Annotated in this window: 14 protein-coding genes; 7 read left to right on the plus strand and 7 right to left on the minus strand. The window is 71.4% G+C overall.

Annotation, left to right across the window (positions count from 1 at the left end; all coding sequences use genetic code 11):
• Positions 1-13: 13 nt before the first annotated feature.
• Positions 14-649: a class II aldolase/adducin family protein gene (locus tag ACTWPV_RS35905; protein WP_347647147.1), complete on the minus strand. Its 636-nt coding sequence runs from the start codon at positions 647-649 to the stop codon at positions 14-16.
• A 37-nt stretch (positions 650-686) separates the two neighbouring features.
• Complete coding sequence (locus tag ACTWPV_RS35910) at positions 687-1,352, minus strand: TetR/AcrR family transcriptional regulator (RefSeq protein ID WP_347647148.1); 666 nt, start codon at positions 1,350-1,352, stop codon at positions 687-689.
• A 36-nt stretch (positions 1,353-1,388) separates the two neighbouring features.
• Between ACTWPV_RS35910 and ACTWPV_RS35915 the strand changes: the two genes are divergently transcribed.
• From ACTWPV_RS35915 to ACTWPV_RS35930, 4 genes are all read left to right on the plus strand, one after another.
• On the plus strand, positions 1,389-2,303 hold the full coding sequence (locus ACTWPV_RS35915; RefSeq protein ID WP_347647149.1) for a carbohydrate kinase family protein: 915 nt from the start codon (positions 1,389-1,391) through the stop codon (positions 2,301-2,303).
• Between the two features lie 10 nt (positions 2,304-2,313).
• Entirely contained in the window at positions 2,314-3,528 is a 1,215-nt protein-coding gene (locus tag ACTWPV_RS35920; protein WP_347647150.1) for an aminotransferase class III-fold pyridoxal phosphate-dependent enzyme, read from the plus strand.
• Positions 3,529-3,653: 125 nt separating this feature from the next.
• Complete coding sequence (locus tag ACTWPV_RS35925) at positions 3,654-4,220, plus strand: superoxide dismutase family protein (RefSeq protein ID WP_443155186.1); 567 nt, start codon at positions 3,654-3,656, stop codon at positions 4,218-4,220.
• Between the two features lie 331 nt (positions 4,221-4,551).
• Complete coding sequence (locus ACTWPV_RS35930; protein ID WP_443155187.1) at positions 4,552-5,211, plus strand: hypothetical protein; 660 nt, start codon at positions 4,552-4,554, stop codon at positions 5,209-5,211.
• Positions 5,212-5,295: 84 nt separating this feature from the next.
• On the opposite strand, the gene ACTWPV_RS35935 is transcribed toward ACTWPV_RS35930, so the two are convergent.
• Complete coding sequence (locus tag ACTWPV_RS35935) at positions 5,296-6,657, minus strand: serine hydrolase (RefSeq protein ID WP_443155188.1); 1,362 nt, start codon at positions 6,655-6,657, stop codon at positions 5,296-5,298.
• A 163-nt stretch (positions 6,658-6,820) separates the two neighbouring features.
• Here ACTWPV_RS35935 and ACTWPV_RS35940 point away from each other — a divergent pair, with 163 nt between their 5' ends.
• Together ACTWPV_RS35940 and ACTWPV_RS35945 are read left to right on the plus strand one after the other, a co-directional pair.
• Entirely contained in the window at positions 6,821-8,560 is a 1,740-nt protein-coding gene (locus ACTWPV_RS35940) for a sensor histidine kinase (RefSeq protein ID WP_443155189.1), read from the plus strand.
• The gene (locus ACTWPV_RS35945; RefSeq protein ID WP_347775824.1) at positions 8,553-9,230 is read left to right on the plus strand and encodes a response regulator transcription factor; all 678 of its coding nucleotides are present in this window, start codon (positions 8,553-8,555) and stop codon (positions 9,228-9,230) included. The genes ACTWPV_RS35940 and ACTWPV_RS35945 overlap by 8 nt, the downstream gene beginning before the upstream one ends.
• A gap of 14 nt (positions 9,231-9,244) precedes the next feature.
• On the opposite strand, the gene ACTWPV_RS35950 is transcribed toward ACTWPV_RS35945, so the two are convergent.
• The 4 genes from ACTWPV_RS35950 to ACTWPV_RS35965 form a co-directional block, all read right to left on the minus strand.
• Positions 9,245-9,895, minus strand: a complete 651-nt coding sequence (locus ACTWPV_RS35950) for a GPP34 family phosphoprotein (protein ID WP_347647156.1) — start codon at positions 9,893-9,895, stop codon at positions 9,245-9,247.
• A complete protein-coding gene (locus ACTWPV_RS35955; protein WP_347647157.1) occupies positions 9,864-10,127 on the minus strand; it encodes a hypothetical protein in 264 nt (87 codons plus the stop codon). The genes ACTWPV_RS35950 and ACTWPV_RS35955 overlap by 32 nt, the downstream gene beginning before the upstream one ends.
• 5 nt (positions 10,128-10,132) lie before the next feature.
• Positions 10,133-11,083 (minus strand): SPFH domain-containing protein, encoded by a 951-nt coding sequence (locus tag ACTWPV_RS35960; protein ID WP_443155190.1) that lies wholly within the window; start codon positions 11,081-11,083, stop codon positions 10,133-10,135.
• Positions 11,084-11,218: 135 nt separating this feature from the next.
• Complete coding sequence (locus tag ACTWPV_RS35965) at positions 11,219-12,064, minus strand: spermidine synthase (RefSeq protein WP_443155191.1); 846 nt, start codon at positions 12,062-12,064, stop codon at positions 11,219-11,221.
• Positions 12,065-12,106: 42 nt separating this feature from the next.
• Between ACTWPV_RS35965 and ACTWPV_RS35970 the strand changes: the two genes are divergently transcribed.
• The gene (locus ACTWPV_RS35970; protein ID WP_443155192.1) at positions 12,107-13,624 is read left to right on the plus strand and encodes a penicillin-binding transpeptidase domain-containing protein; all 1,518 of its coding nucleotides are present in this window, start codon (positions 12,107-12,109) and stop codon (positions 13,622-13,624) included.
• Positions 13,625-13,655: the final 31 nt, after the last annotated feature.

The following is a 13,655-nucleotide window of genomic DNA, read 5'->3' on the forward strand; positions in this document are numbered from 1 at the left end:
CGGGCCGGGCGGGTCAGGGGCGGCGGGGGAAGGCCGGCGGGTTGAGGGCGCGGTCGACGACGGCGGCGAGCTGCTCGTCCGTGAGGATGGCCGGCTTGCCGACGCCGAGCCCTCTGACGTACACCTCGCACAACCACTCCAGCAGGCGGGTCGCCTCGAACGCCTGCTCCAGCGTCGGCCCGATGGTCACCCCGCCGTGGTTGGCCATCAGGGCCGCCTGCTTGCCCACCAGCGCCGCCCGTACGTTGGCGGCCAGCTCGGGAGTGCCGTACGTGGCGTATTCGGCGACCTTGACCACGCCGCCGAGCGCCAGCGCGTTGTAGTGCACCGGCGGCAGCTCCGTCATCGTGGTGGCCACGACCGTCCCGAACACGGAGTGCGTGTGCACCACGGCCAGCGCGTCCGTGGCCTCGTAGACGGCCAGGTGCATGGGGGTCTCGCTGGACGGCTGGGCGTCGCCTTCGACGAGGTGGCCCGAGACGTCCACGATCGGGCACAACTCGGGCGTCAGCCGGTCGAGCGCCACCCCTGAGGGCGTGACCGCCACCAGGTCGCCCTGGCGCACGCTCAGGTTGCCCGAGGTGCCGATGACCAGGCCGAGCTCGACGGCCCGCCGCCCGTACTCGCACAGCTGCTCGCGGAGGCTCATGTGCGTCGAATGTAGCGGGTCGTCCGAAAAGCGGCAATTAGCGGCGGTCGAGGGCGCCCAGCATGATGCGTTCCGCGCCCTCCCGGGTGAGCCGGCCGGGGTAGAGCAGCAGGTGCAGGCTGAGGCCGTCCACCAGGGCGAGCAGGTGCTCGGCGAGGTCGTCCAGCTCGTCGTCCCGGTACTCGTCCCGGTGATCGTCGCAGTGCTCGTCCCGGTGGCCGTCCGGGCGCAGCTCGCCGGCCGCGCGGGCCTGCCCGAGCAGGTCGCGTACGGCGGCGCGCAGCTCGGCCGCCTCCGCCCGCTGGACCTCGGCCAGGCGTTCGGAGGTCAGGCTGCGGCTCCAGAAGCTGACCTCGAGCCGGGTCTCCCGGCCGCGCTCGTCGTCCAGCGGCAGGTTGTCGAGCAGCAGCTCGCGCAGCGCGGCCAGCCCTGTCGCGCCCTCGACCTTGGCGGTCAGCCGGGCGCGGATGCGCTGGTGCGACTGGCGCAGCGCAGAGAGCAGGATCTCGTCCTTGTCAGCGAAGTAGTGGGCGAGGACCCCGTTGGAGTAGCCGGCCTCCTTGGCGATGGCCCGCGTGGTGGCGGCGTCGATGCCGTCCCTGACGATCACCCGGCCGGCCGCCGCCATGACCTCGCGCCTGCGTTCGTCGTGGTCGACGATTTTCGGCATCGGGTAGCCCCTCTCGTAGGCGTACCTCACCATATTGACTTTTTATTCGGACGTCTGTCTATTTAAACCATGACCGTCGCCACCGTCGGCGTGCATATCGTCGACATCCTCGCCAGACCCGTCGAGCACATCCCCGACGGCCAGGACACCGTGCTGGTCGACCAGATCCGCCTCACCGCCGCGGGCGCCGCCGCGGGAACGGCGGTCGACCTGGTCAAGCTGGGCAACTCCGTGGTCACCATGGGCGCCGTCGGCGACGACGAGCTGGGCGACTTCCTGCTGGCGGTGCTCACCAAGCGCGGCGTGGACGTCTCGCGCCTCGCCCGCAGGGCGGGGGAGCAGACCGCCGCGTCGATCCTGCCCATCAGGCCCGAGGGCGGCCGGCCCAGCTTTCACGTGCCCGGCGCGAACCTCGGGGTGACGTACGCCGACCTGGACCGCGAAGTGCTGCGGGGCGCGCGGGCGATCCACCTCGGCGGGATGGACGTCACGTTCGGCCTGGGCGACCCGGCCTTCTTCGCGCTCCTGGACGAGGTACGCGCGGCCGGGACGATCGTCACGATGGACCTGCTTTCGGAGATGCCCGACCTGCTGGACATGGCCACGGCGTTCCTGCCCCACGTGGACTACGTCCTGCCCAACGAGTCGCAGGCCCTCCTCATGACGGGCGCCACCGACGTCGCGGCGGCCGCGGACGCCCTGCTGGCCCGCGGGCCGCGCGGCGTGCTCGTCACCCTCGGCGCGGCGGGCAGCCTCGTCGTGACCGCGGACGGCGCGGAGCGGGTGCCCGCGATCAAGGCGGAGGTGGCCGACACGACCGGCTGCGGCGACGCCTACTGCGCCGGCTTCCTCACGGGCCTGCTGCACGGCCAGGACGTGCCGGTCGCCGCCCGCTGGGGCACGGCCGCCGCCGCCCGCGTGGCCACCGGCCTCGGCTCGGACGCCGGCCTCACCGACCTCGCATCCACCCTCAGCCTCCTGTAAGGACCCCAAGATGACCGACGCAGAACTCCGCCGCAGGGCCTCGAAGGTCGTCCCCGGCGGCATGTACGGCCACCTCAACGCCGCCCTGTTCGCCCCCGGCTTCCCGCAGTTCTTCGAACGCGGCGAGGGCTGCCGGCAGTGGGACGCCGACGGCAGGGAGTACATCGACTTCATGTGCAGCTGGGGCCCCGTCGTGCTCGGGCACCGGCACCCCCGTGTGGAGGAGGCCGCCGCCCGCCAGGCCGCGCTCGGCGACTGCCTCAACGGGCCCGGGCCGATCATGGTGGAGCTGGCCGAGCTGCTGGTGGACACGGTGCCGAGCGCCGACTGGGCGATGTTCTCCAAGAACGGCACCGACGCCACCACGCAGGCGCTCATGGTCGCCAGGGCCGCCACCGGGCGGGCGAAGGTGCTGATGGCGCACGGCGCCTACCACGGGGCCGACCCCTGGTGCACGCCGTCACCCGCGGGCACGACGCCGAACGAGCGGGCCGACCTGGTGGAGTTCACCTACAACTCGCTGGAGTCGCTGGAGGCCGCCGCGGCGACCGTGGAAGGGGACGTGGCGGCGATCATCGTCACCCCCTTCAAACACGACTCGTTCGAGGACCAGGAACTGGTGGAGCCGGCCTTCGCCCGCGGCGCCCGCGCCCTGGCGGACCGACTCGGGGCCGCCCTGGTGATCGACGACGTGCGGGCCGGGTTCCGCGTCGACCTGCGCGGCTCGTGGGAGCCGTACGGGGTGCGCCCCGACCTGACGGCCTGGTCCAAGGCGATGGCCAACGGCTACCCGATCGCCGCCGTGACCGGCACGGACGCGCTGCGCGGCCCGGCGCAGACGCTGTACTCGACGGGGTCGTTCTGGTTCTCGGCGGTCGCGATGGCGGCGGCCAAGGCCACCATCGAGACCCTGCGCGACACGGACGGCATCGCCGCCATGGAGCGGGCGGGCGCGCGACTGCGCGAGGGGCTCTACGCGCAGGCCAAGTCGCACGGGTTCGCCGTGAACCAGACGGGACCGGTCACGATCCCGTGGCTCAGCTTCGACGGCGACGCCGACCTGTCCGTGGCGATGCACTGGAGCGACGCCTGCCTGCGGCACGGCGTCTACCTGCACCCGTGGCACAACTGGTTCATGTCGGCGGCGCACACGGAGGACGACGTGGCCAAGGCTTTGGAGGGCACGGACCGGGCGTTCGCGGAAACCCGCGCCCACGTCGGCTGACGGCCGCCACACAACCTGGTACCGGTTCCCCCAACACGTTATGTGATCGGCCGGTCACTCGTTAGAGTGGGTGCCTCTCGGAGCCCTCATGCCGGAGGGGCTCGAACCATGGGGGTCTCATGCGCGTGTCCAAACTTCCGCTCGTCCTGCTCGCCGTCGCCTGCGCCGGAGCCTGCGCGGGTCCGCCCGCCCCGGTCCAGAACGCGGCCGGTCCCGAGGCCGCCAAGAGCCCGGAGAGCGCGATCACGTTGTCCGGTTCCGGCGAGTTCACCGACGACGACACCTCGGCCATCGCCTACGACCGCAAGCTCGCCCCGAAGGGCGCCCAGGCCAGCGTCACCGTCGAGTCGTCAGGAGACGAGACCACGACCTCGCTCGTCGCGGAGGGCCTGCTGCCCGACCGGCGCTACGGCGTCCACCTGCACACCAAGCCGTGCGGGAAGAAGCCCGACGACTCCGGTCCGCACTTCCAGCACAACCCGGGCAAGATCAATCCGGAGAGCGAGGTCTGGCTCGACATCCGCACCGACGGCGAGGGGGCCGGTCGCTCGACGGCCCGCAACGACTGGGCGCTCGACCCCGACAAGCTGCCGAGCTCGCTGGTCATCCACTCCAAGCCCACCACGCCCAAGGGGTCCGAGGCCGGCATGGCGGGTGACCGCGTCGCCTGCCTGACGCTCGCCAAGGTGTGACACGTCCCGATTTCTCTCTCGGCCCGCCTCCCGAACGCTCAGGAGGCGGGCCGACGCCGTGTGCCGGCCGCTTTCCCGTAGGGTGACGAGTCCTTGGCGGAGTTGTGCGCGTCGTAGCGTTACACGCTCGGCACGGTCGATTACGTTCGGTGATGGAACCGGCGAGTCGTACCCTCTCACCCGCCCGCCGGCACACACCGCATGCCCATGCCGTGCTCCTGCGGCGACCCGACCTGGGCCCGACGGTGGGCGTGAAGAGCGCGTCAGGCCCCCTGGTTCCTGTCCGAGCCGGTCACAGCCACCAGGCTTTTCGCAAAACACAGGAGTCCACATGCGATTCACGTCCAAAGTCTGCACGGTCGTCGCCCTGGCGGGGGCGGCTCTCGGGCCCGTCGCCACTCCCGCCGTCGCGGCCCCCGTCACCTGCTCGGCTGCCGCGTTGAAGCGCGCGATCGAGAGGGCCAACACCGTCGGCGGGACTCTGGACCTGCAGGCCGGCTGCGTCTATCGCTTGGCGAACGCCGACAACGGCGCCAACGGGCTGCCGGTGATCAGGGCGGATGTCACGGTCAACGGCAACGGCGCGACCATCGAAAGGGCGGCGTACGCCTCGGCCTTCCGCTTCTTCCAGGTGAAGCGCGGAGGCAAGCTCACCCTCAACCGGGTCACTCTCCGTAACGGCCGGGTCAACGGCGCGAACGGCGGCGCGATCCTCGTCGACACCGGCGGTGCCCTGACGTTGCAGGACAGCGTCATCACCGGCAGTTCCGCCGCCAAGGGAGGCGCCGTCTACACCCAGGGCACCATCTCGGTCAGGAACTCCCAGATCGTCGGCAACACCGCGACCGAGGTCGGCAACAGCATCGGAACGGGCTCCAGCGCCGCGGTCATCGTGTCCAACTCCACCGTGGCCGACCAGGCGGGTCCCTCCGTCAACCTCGGCAACACCGTCGAAATGGGAGACCTCTTCGACGGGGACGGCTTCCTGTAAGCCGCGCCGCCTGCGCGAAGTCGCCGGACCGGGGCCTCACACGCATGGCGCGTGAGGCCCCGGTCCGGTTCCGCAGCCGCGTGCTCAGGAGCCGTCGGCCAGGGGGAAGGCGCCGCGGGCCAGGGCGGTCAGCTCGGCGCCCAGCTTCCCGTCGTCGAACGCCGCCTTCGGGTTGACCGCCATCGAGGTCACGACGTACGTCTTCCCGGCGGAGGTGCGAGCCAGGAAGCTCTGGTCGTGCACGCCCGGCTCCGAGCCGCCCTTGTACCACACCGTCGGCCACTGCTTCGGGTCGAGCCCGAGCGCCGAGGCGGGGACCGACATGGCCTTGTCGACCTGCTTGTCGTCCATCTTGATCAGCTGGGCCTGGGCACGGCAGATGTCGGAGGGCGAGGCGAAGTACTCGATCGTGTCCAGCTCACGCGGCTTGGTCCAGGCCTTGACGCGGGTCAGCGGGACCTCGGCGACGACCTTCTCCAGGTAGTCCCGCTTCTTCGCGGTGCTCAGCGACAGGTACCTCTTGGCGTGGCGGGGATAGTCGGCGCCCTTGAGCACGAACAGTTCCCGCGTTTTGAGCAGCGGGAAGTTGCGCTTGTCGGTGGCGCCCCAGGCGCGCATGGTGCGCTCGACCGCCTTGCGGCCCACCTTGTGGATCAGCAGGTCGGTGGCCGTGTTGTCGCTGATGGAGATCATCAGCTTGGCGGCCTCCATCACGGTGACCTTGCTGCCGTCGGGCCGGTCCTGGAGCTCGCCGCTGGGCAGGCTCTTCAGCTCGGGGGTGATGGTGAGCTCGGTGTCCCAGCTGAACGCGCCGGCCTTGATGCGCTGGGCCACGGTGCCGAGCACGTACAGCTTGAAGATCGAGCCCAGCGGGCGCTTCCTGTCGCGGGCGATGGCGTGCACGGGGCGGCAGTTCCCGTTCTTGGCCACCTCGGCCGCGAGGAAACCGGCCTGCGGCGCCGCCTTCTTCAGCCGCTCGTCCAGTTCCGCCCAGCTCTTGGGGGCGGGCGCACGGAACAGCAGGCCGTTGATCAGCCCGGCGGTGTCCACCGACAGCGAGATCTCGTGTCGCCACTCGCCCTCGGTCGCCAGGGCGATCAGCGCGTCCTCCCTCGACGTCGTGACCTTCTCCAGCCGCATGCCCTTGAAACTCGTCAGGACCTGGTTGATGACCTTGGCCGGGGTTCCCTTGAGGAAGTCGGAGGCGAAGTGCTTGCCGATCTCCGCTTCCGGGACCGGCGGGGAGGCCAACGCGTCGAGCAGCCAGGCCAGCTGCTTGCCTGCGGGTGTGTCAGGGATTCCGGGCGCGGCGACGGCGGTCGCCGGCACGGTGGCTGCCGGGACGCTCGCGGCCCCAGCGGAAATGGGCTGGTTCACGCAGGCCGTCATGGAGACCGCGACCGCGGCAGTCGCCAGAACCCGGGTGGGCTTCGACGGGATGTTCATGAGGGGGCTCCTTCGACCTCGACTTCGGCGTATCACCAGCGAACCGGAGCGCGGGGTTGCGGGCCACCAGGTGGACCGCCGTTCTCGCAGGTGAGGCTGTCCGTAGGAAATATGCGGATAACCTCATAGACGCCCTCCCGATCCCCCATGACGATGGAGGCTTATGACATCCAGGCTGGTGGCCGGGCTGCTCGCGGTGGCCTCGGCCATGGGGATCGTGGCGGGCATGTCGCTGGTGGGAGGCTGGCCCTCCTCACTGGTGGCGCTGGTGTCCATCATGATCGTCCTGATGCTGCCCGCCGTGGGCTGGTTGCTGGCGTTCAGACGTCCGGAGATCCGCTACGGCTGGGTCCTGCTCGCGGCCGGCCTGTCGCTGGGGATCGGCACGCTCGGCGTGGGGCTGACCGCTTCCGGCGCCCCCGCGGGACTGTTCAACCACGTGTCCACCGTCGCGTACGCGCTGTTCTACGGGCTGACCTGGATCTTCGTCCCGCTGCTGTTCCCCGACGGCCGGCTGCCCTCGAGGCGCTGGCGGGCCGTCCCGTGGATCTCGGGCATCGCGATCGCCGTGCACGGCATCGGCACGGCGATGGCCGGGCTGGATCCCGGCAGCCCGGCGATGACGTCCTTGCCGGCTGACCGCCTGGTCGCGGCGTCGGTGGGCGGCTTCGGGCAGTTCGTCACGTGGGTCATCGCGGGGGTCGTGTTCTGCGGCCTGGTGCTCCGCTGGCGGCGCAGCGAGCCGCCCGAGCGCGGGCAGTACGCGTGCATGGTCGCGGGCGTCGCCGCGACCGCGGCGGGCGGCGTGCTGACGTCGCTCTTCCTTCTCGGGCTGAGCACGCCGACCCTCACGGCGATCGCGGGCCTTGCGCTGGTCGGATCCCTTCCCGCCGCCCTCGGGGTGGCGATCGTGCGGCACCGGTTGCTCGACATCCGGTTCGGCATCAGGGGGTCGCGCCTGCACCTGGTGTTCGACGTGCGGCCGACGGTCGGCGAGATGCTGTCGAACCTGGGCACCGCGCTGGAGGACACGCCGGAGCCGGTGGAGCAGCTCGGCCGGCTGGCCGCCGCGGTGCGCGCCGGGCTGGAGCTCGAATGGGCGGCCGTGACGCTCGCCGACGGGACCCGCGTGGTGGCGGGCCGGGCGGAGGGCCCGGCCGCCCTGACGATGCCGGTACGCGGCGGTCTCGGGCACATCGAATGCGGCCCCAGGGACGCCGGACCGCTGACCGCCCAGGACCGGCGGCTCCTGGAGGCGCTGGCCGTGCCCGCGGGCCTGGCGATCCAGAGCGCCGGGCTGGTCACCCGGCTGGTCAACGCGCAGGAGGCCGAACGCCGCCGCATCGAACGCAACATCCACGACGGCGTCCAGCAGCAGCTCGTCGCCCTCATCGCCGGCATCGAGCTGGCCCGCGCCACGGGAGCGGGCGCCGACATGCTCGCCCACCTGCGCGAGCAGGCCCGCCAGACGCTCGCCGACCTGCGCGAGCTGGCGGCCGGCATCCACCCGTCGTCCCTCAGCCAGGGCGGCCTGGTGGAGGCCGTCGAGGAGCGCTGCTCGCGCCTGCCCGTGCGCACGACGGTGACCTCGTCCCCGGACCTGCGGTCGAGGCGCTTCACCGACGAGATAGAAGGTGCGATGTACTTCACGGTGAGCGAGGCCGTGGCCAACGCGCTCAAGCACGCGAAGGCCGCGACCATAGACGTACGCCTGTCGCGGGCGGGCGGCCGCCTGACCGCCGCCGTCACTGACGACGGGAAGGGCTTCGACGCCGCGCTCACGCGGCGCAGGGGACTGGCGACGTTGTCGGACCGGCTGGACGCCCTCGGCGGCGGCCTCGCCGTCGGCAGCGAGCCGGGGAAGGGGACACGGGTGAACGCGTGGGTGCCGGTCGATGAGTGAGCCGATCCGCACGGTCGTGGCCGACGACCACTATCTGGTGCGCGAGGGCACCCGCCGGCTGCTCGAGATGTCGGGCGAGGTGGCGGTCGTGGGCGCGGTGGGCAACGCCGACGAACTCCTCGACGCCGTACGCCGGCTCGGCCCCGACGTCGTGATCACCGACATCCGCATGCCGGGAGGGGAGTGGCGGCCGGGCTTCGAGGGCATCGACGCCGCCCACCGCATCCGCTCCGCCCACCCGGGCGTCGGGGTGGTGGTGTTGTCGCAGTTCGCGGACGCGCTGTTCGCGTTCGAGCTGTTCAAGCACGGCACCGAGGGCTACGCCTACCTGCTGAAGGACCGGGTGGGGGATCTGGACGAGCTGCTCGGCGCGATCAACGCGGTGGCCTCGGGCGGCTCGGTCATCGACCCGAAGGTGGTGGAGGGCCTGCTGGCCAGGCGTGACGTGCGCGGCCAGCGGGAGGAGCTGACCGGCCGCGAGCGCGACGTGCTGCGGGAGATGGCGCACGGCCGCTCGAACTCGGCCATCGCCCGGGCCCTGCACCTGTCGATCTCGTCGGTGGAGAAGAACGTCAACGCCATCTTCACCAAACTCGGCCTGGAGAACAGCGGGGACGTGCACCGCAGGGTGGCCGCCGTCCTCGCCTACCTGGGACCCGACCCGTCGTAGCGTGCTGCCCCCGCTCAGCCCTCGCTGCTGGCGTGAGCGGCCTGCACGGCCTTGCGCAGCGCGGTGGCCACCGGTTCGACCGGCTCCGACAGTTGCTCGATCCGTCTCCTGCCGTGGTGGCGTTGCTCCCGCGCCGGCGGCATGATCTTCAGCCTGGCCGCCGCCGCGAGGGCCGCCAGGATCCGGACGTCCTGGTCGAGGCGGCTCACGGGCCGGCCGCCGAGCGCGGCCCTGCTGACGCGCTCGGCGAGCTTGCGCGACAGGTACGGCCTTCGCGGCGTGATCCGCTCGACGGGGAACAGCAGCACCCGCCGCCGCTCCACCCGGATGAGCCGGGCGGCCTCCAGCTCGTCGCGGACGAGGCGGAACGCGTCCGCGCGGTCCTTGCGGATCCACTGCCGCCACGACTTGGGTGGGGAGTTGGAGATCTGCTCCCACACGGCCGCCTGGAGCGGGCCGGGGTCGACGGGGGCGATGACCGCCCGTGCCATGCCCGCGTCGTCCGTCAGGTTGCCGGCCACCAGCAGCTCGGCCAGCGCCGCCGCGCGCAGCAGGTAGCCCAGCTCGCCGCGGTTGGCCAGTCGTTCCTTGCGCAGGTCGAAGGCGAGCAGGAACGCCGACCTCGGCAGGGACTCATCCCGCTTCACCTGTATCTCCGTCTTCATCCGGCGGCTCCTTGTCCTCCTGGGTTTCCTCCTGGCTTTCCTGGTTCTTCCGGGGGCGTCCGCGGGGCCGCATCCGACCCACGCCGTCGGGCAGGCGCCCGGCCTCCGACAAGGCCCTGCGCAGCAGGAACTCGATCTGCGAGTTGGTGCTGCGCAGGTCGTCGGAAGCCCACCTGGCCAGCGCGTCGTGGACCACCGGGTCGAGCCGCAGGAGGATCTTCTTCCGTTCCACGACGTTTACTGGTAGAGCGTTCCGGTGTTCACGATCGGCTGGGTGTCACGATCGCCGACCAGTACCACGAGCAGGTTGCTCACCATGGCGGCCTTGCGCTCCTCGTCCAGCTCGACCACCTCGTGCTCGGCGAGCTTGGCCAGCGCCGTCTCGACCATGCCGACCGCTCCTTCGACGATCCGCTGGCGGGCCGCCACCACCGCGCCGGCCTGCTGGCGGCGCAACATCGCGTGGGCGATCTCCGGCGCGTAGGCCAGGTGGATGATGCGGGACTCGATGACCTTCACCCCGGCCGCGGCCACCCTGATCGAGATCTCCGCGGACAGCTTCTCGTTGATCTCGTCGGCGTTGTCGCGCAGGGACAACCGCGGCTCGCCGTGCGAGTCGTACGGGTAGCTGCCCGCGATGTGGCGCACCGCCGTCTCCGCCTGGATGGCGACGAACTCCACGAAGTCGTCCACCTCGAAGACCGCCTGCGCCGTGTCCTCCACCTGCCAGACCACGACGGTCGCGATCTGGATGGGGCTGCCGTCCGCGTCGTTGACCTTCGTCACGTCCGTCTCATGGTTGCGGATCCTGGTGGACACCCGCCGCCGCAGGGTGATCGGGTTGACCCACTGCAGGCCGGGCGTGCGCAGGGTGCCGACGTAGCGGCCGAGCAGCTGCACGACCCTGGCCTCACCCGGGGTCACCGCGGTGAGCCCGAAGGACAGCACGATGCCGATGAGGATCGCCAGCACGGACGCCACGAGCAGCCACACGCCGCCCTGCCCTGCCCTCGAGGCGAGCATGGCGATGGCCACGACGAGCAGGGCCACCCCCGCGAGCGTGACCAGCGTGGACACGCCGGCCATCACGAACCCGTTGGCCGCCCGGACCGGGCGCTCGCTCGTGCGCGGCGCCGGCATGTCGATGACGGCCCCTTCGACTGCGACCCCGCCTGTTGTGCCGCTCATGGCCGGTCTCCTTCTCTGCCGATTTCACGTTGCTATCTAAGTGATATCACTTTTTGAGCAAGAGGGCGAGAGGGATTTCCGGGCACAGGTCGGCCCCGCCCGGAGCGGGGCGCGTGCGGGCGGGGTGGTTCGGGATCAGCCGAAGACGGCGGGTGGGGGGATGGGCGCCAGGACGGGGTCGCCGTCGTTGATGGGGGCGGCCCCGGCGACGAAGTTGGTCAGCGCCTCGCCGTGCACGCAGCGCGCCTGCGTCAGGCCCCCGGCCGCCCTGCGGCTCAGCAGGTCGAGCGGGAGCGCGGTGCGGGACGCGGCCACGATGAGGTTGCCGAAGCGGCGGCCGCGCATGATCCCCGGCTCGGCCATCAGGGCCACGTGGCCGAAGGTGGCCGTCACGGTGGCCAGCAGGCGCCGGGCGAACGCCAGGCCCGTGCCGTCGGCCAGGTTGATCAGCAGGGTGCCCGACGGGCGGAGGACGCGCGCGATGTCGCCCATGTACTCGGTCGTGGCCAGCTCCACCGGCATCGTCGCGCCGGAGAAGGCGTCCAGCACCACCAGGTCGGCCGAGGCGTCCCAGATCTTGGCGGTGCCCGCGCGGCCTCCGTCGACGATGACCTTCAGTTTCGGGACGGACCGGAGGTTCAGCTGCTCGCGTACGAGGTTGACCAGCAGGCCGTCGGGCTCGATGACGATGTGGCGGGAGCCGGGGCGGGTGGCGGCGACGTAACGGGGGATCGTGCAGGCGCCGCCGCCCACGTGGAGGCAGCTCAGCGGCCCTTCCGCCAGGAGGTCGATCACGTCCGCCATGAGCCGGACATACTCGAATTCCAGAAATGTCGGGTCTTGTAGGTCTACGTACGACTGAGGTACGCCATCCTTGGACAGCACCCAGCCGTCCTGCCTGTCCAGATCCCGGAGAAGTTCGATCTCGCCGAACGTCACCGGATAAAGGCCGGGCATCGGTTCCCGCTGTCCACGTGCCACGCTGATCCCTCCTGGGAGAACCGTATGCGACGAAGAAGACTGATGGTGCTCGTTGTCGCTCTTGTCGCGGTGCTCGGTGCGGGTGCGTTCGCCGTGATGGCGTCGAGCCGGGTCCGGGGGAGCGCGTCCGAGACCGCCGCGGCGTATTTCACGGCGTGGCGCGAGGGCGACGTCCTGGGCATGGTCCGCCTGGTGCACCGGCCGCCCCCCGACTTCTCCCAGCGGCACTACGCGCTGACGGAGGAGTTGCACGTCGAGTCCATCCAGCTCACTCCCGGCCAGGTGAAGAGCGCGGGCGACGAGAGTGCCGAGGTGTCGTTCTCGGGGGTGCGCCGGCTCGCCGAGCTCGGGGCGTGGCCGTTCACCGGCGTGTTACGGCTCGGCGTGCGCGAGCGGGCCTGGAAGGTGTTGTGGGCGCCCGAGACGCTGCACCCCCTGCTCAAGGACGGCGGCACGCTGGAGCTGGGCGAGGTCGAGGCGCCGGCGGCCGAACTGGTCACCAGAGAGGGCCACAAGATCCCCAACGACAGCTACGCGGAGGCGTACCTCGATCCGCTCAAACCCGAGTTCGAGACCGCCCATCACGGCTGGGAGCTGGTGTCCAGGGTCCCGGGCCGGCCCGCCAGGCGGGTGCTGGCCCGCGCGCCCGAGGCGAACGTCGAGCGCACCACCCTGTCGCGCCCGGTCCAGGCGGCGGCCGCCAGGGCTCTGGACGGGGTGGACGACTCGGCGGTCATCGTCATCCGGCCGAGCACCGGCGAGATCCTGGCGCTGGCCGACCGCCTCAGGAACAACTACAGCGCCGTACGGGACGTCTTCCCGCCCGGCTCCGTCTTCAAGACGATCACCGCGGCCGCGCTGCTGAAGTCGGGGCTCGACCCGTCGGCCCAGGTCGAGTGTCCCGGCACGTACACCATCCCGTTCCACCGCGCCTTCCAGAACGACGGCCAGGTGGACCGCGGCGTCGTCAGCTTCGCCGACGCGTTCGCCCACTCGTGCAACACGACCTTCGTCCAGCAGGCCACCACCAGGATCGACGCCGGCGCGCTGCGCGAGACCGCGGACCTGTGGGGGTTCGGCCGGCCCATCGCGACCGGCATCGGCGGGACCTGCGGCGCCATGCCCGACACCGACGATCTCGACATGTTCGCCGCGGACGCGATCGGCCAGGGTGAGGTGGTCGCCACCCCGCTGTGCATGGCCACGCTGGCCGCCGCCGTGCAGAGCGGCGTCTGGCGCTCGCCCCGGCTGCTGTCGAAGGAGCTGGTACGCCGCATCGACGGTCCGCCGCACGACGACGTGCCCATGGACCAGGCGGTCGTGAGCGCGCTGCGCGACATGATGGCCGCCGTGGTCGATCACGGCACGGCCAGTGAGGCCGGGCTGCCCGAGGGCGTGGCGGGCAAGACGGGCACGGCCGAGGCCGTGGACGGCGAGGGGCCACACGGATGGTTCATCGGTTACCGCGATGACCTGGCCTTCTGCGTGTTCGTCCGGCATGGGGGATCGGGGCGCCGGGCGGCCGTCCCCATAGCGGCCCGGCTCCTCAACGGGCTGTGACCTCTGTTGCCTCTGAGCTGAGGGGCCGGCC

Origin of the sequence: Nonomuraea sp. KM88, assembly GCF_052245635.1 — a bacterium.
Taxonomy (GTDB): Bacteria; Actinomycetota; Actinomycetes; order Streptosporangiales; family Streptosporangiaceae; genus Nonomuraea.

What these genes read in the sequence shown, in the direction of transcription:
- ACTWPV_RS35905 (WP_347647147.1), bottom strand. Translation starts at nt 649, where the DNA reads ATGAGCCTCCGCGAGCAGCTGTGCGAGTACGGGCGGCGGGCCGTCGAG.
- ACTWPV_RS35910 (WP_347647148.1), bottom strand. Translation starts at nt 1,352, where the DNA reads ATGGTGAGGTACGCCTACGAGAGGGGCTACCCGATGCCGAAAATCGTC.
- ACTWPV_RS35915 (WP_347647149.1), top strand. Translation starts at nt 1,389, where the DNA reads ATGACCGTCGCCACCGTCGGCGTGCATATCGTCGACATCCTCGCCAGA.
- ACTWPV_RS35920 (WP_347647150.1), top strand. Translation starts at nt 2,314, where the DNA reads ATGACCGACGCAGAACTCCGCCGCAGGGCCTCGAAGGTCGTCCCCGGC.
- ACTWPV_RS35930 (WP_443155187.1), top strand. Translation starts at nt 4,552, where the DNA reads ATGCGATTCACGTCCAAAGTCTGCACGGTCGTCGCCCTGGCGGGGGCG.
- ACTWPV_RS35935 (WP_443155188.1), bottom strand. Translation starts at nt 6,657, where the DNA reads ATGAACATCCCGTCGAAGCCCACCCGGGTTCTGGCGACTGCCGCGGTC.
- ACTWPV_RS35940 (WP_443155189.1), top strand. Translation starts at nt 6,821, where the DNA reads ATGACATCCAGGCTGGTGGCCGGGCTGCTCGCGGTGGCCTCGGCCATG.
- ACTWPV_RS35945 (WP_347775824.1), top strand. Translation starts at nt 8,553, where the DNA reads ATGAGTGAGCCGATCCGCACGGTCGTGGCCGACGACCACTATCTGGTG.
- ACTWPV_RS35950 (WP_347647156.1), bottom strand. Translation starts at nt 9,895, where the DNA reads ATGAAGACGGAGATACAGGTGAAGCGGGATGAGTCCCTGCCGAGGTCG.
- ACTWPV_RS35960 (WP_443155190.1), bottom strand. Translation starts at nt 11,083, where the DNA reads ATGAGCGGCACAACAGGCGGGGTCGCAGTCGAAGGGGCCGTCATCGAC.
- ACTWPV_RS35970 (WP_443155192.1), top strand. Translation starts at nt 12,107, where the DNA reads ATGGTGCTCGTTGTCGCTCTTGTCGCGGTGCTCGGTGCGGGTGCGTTC.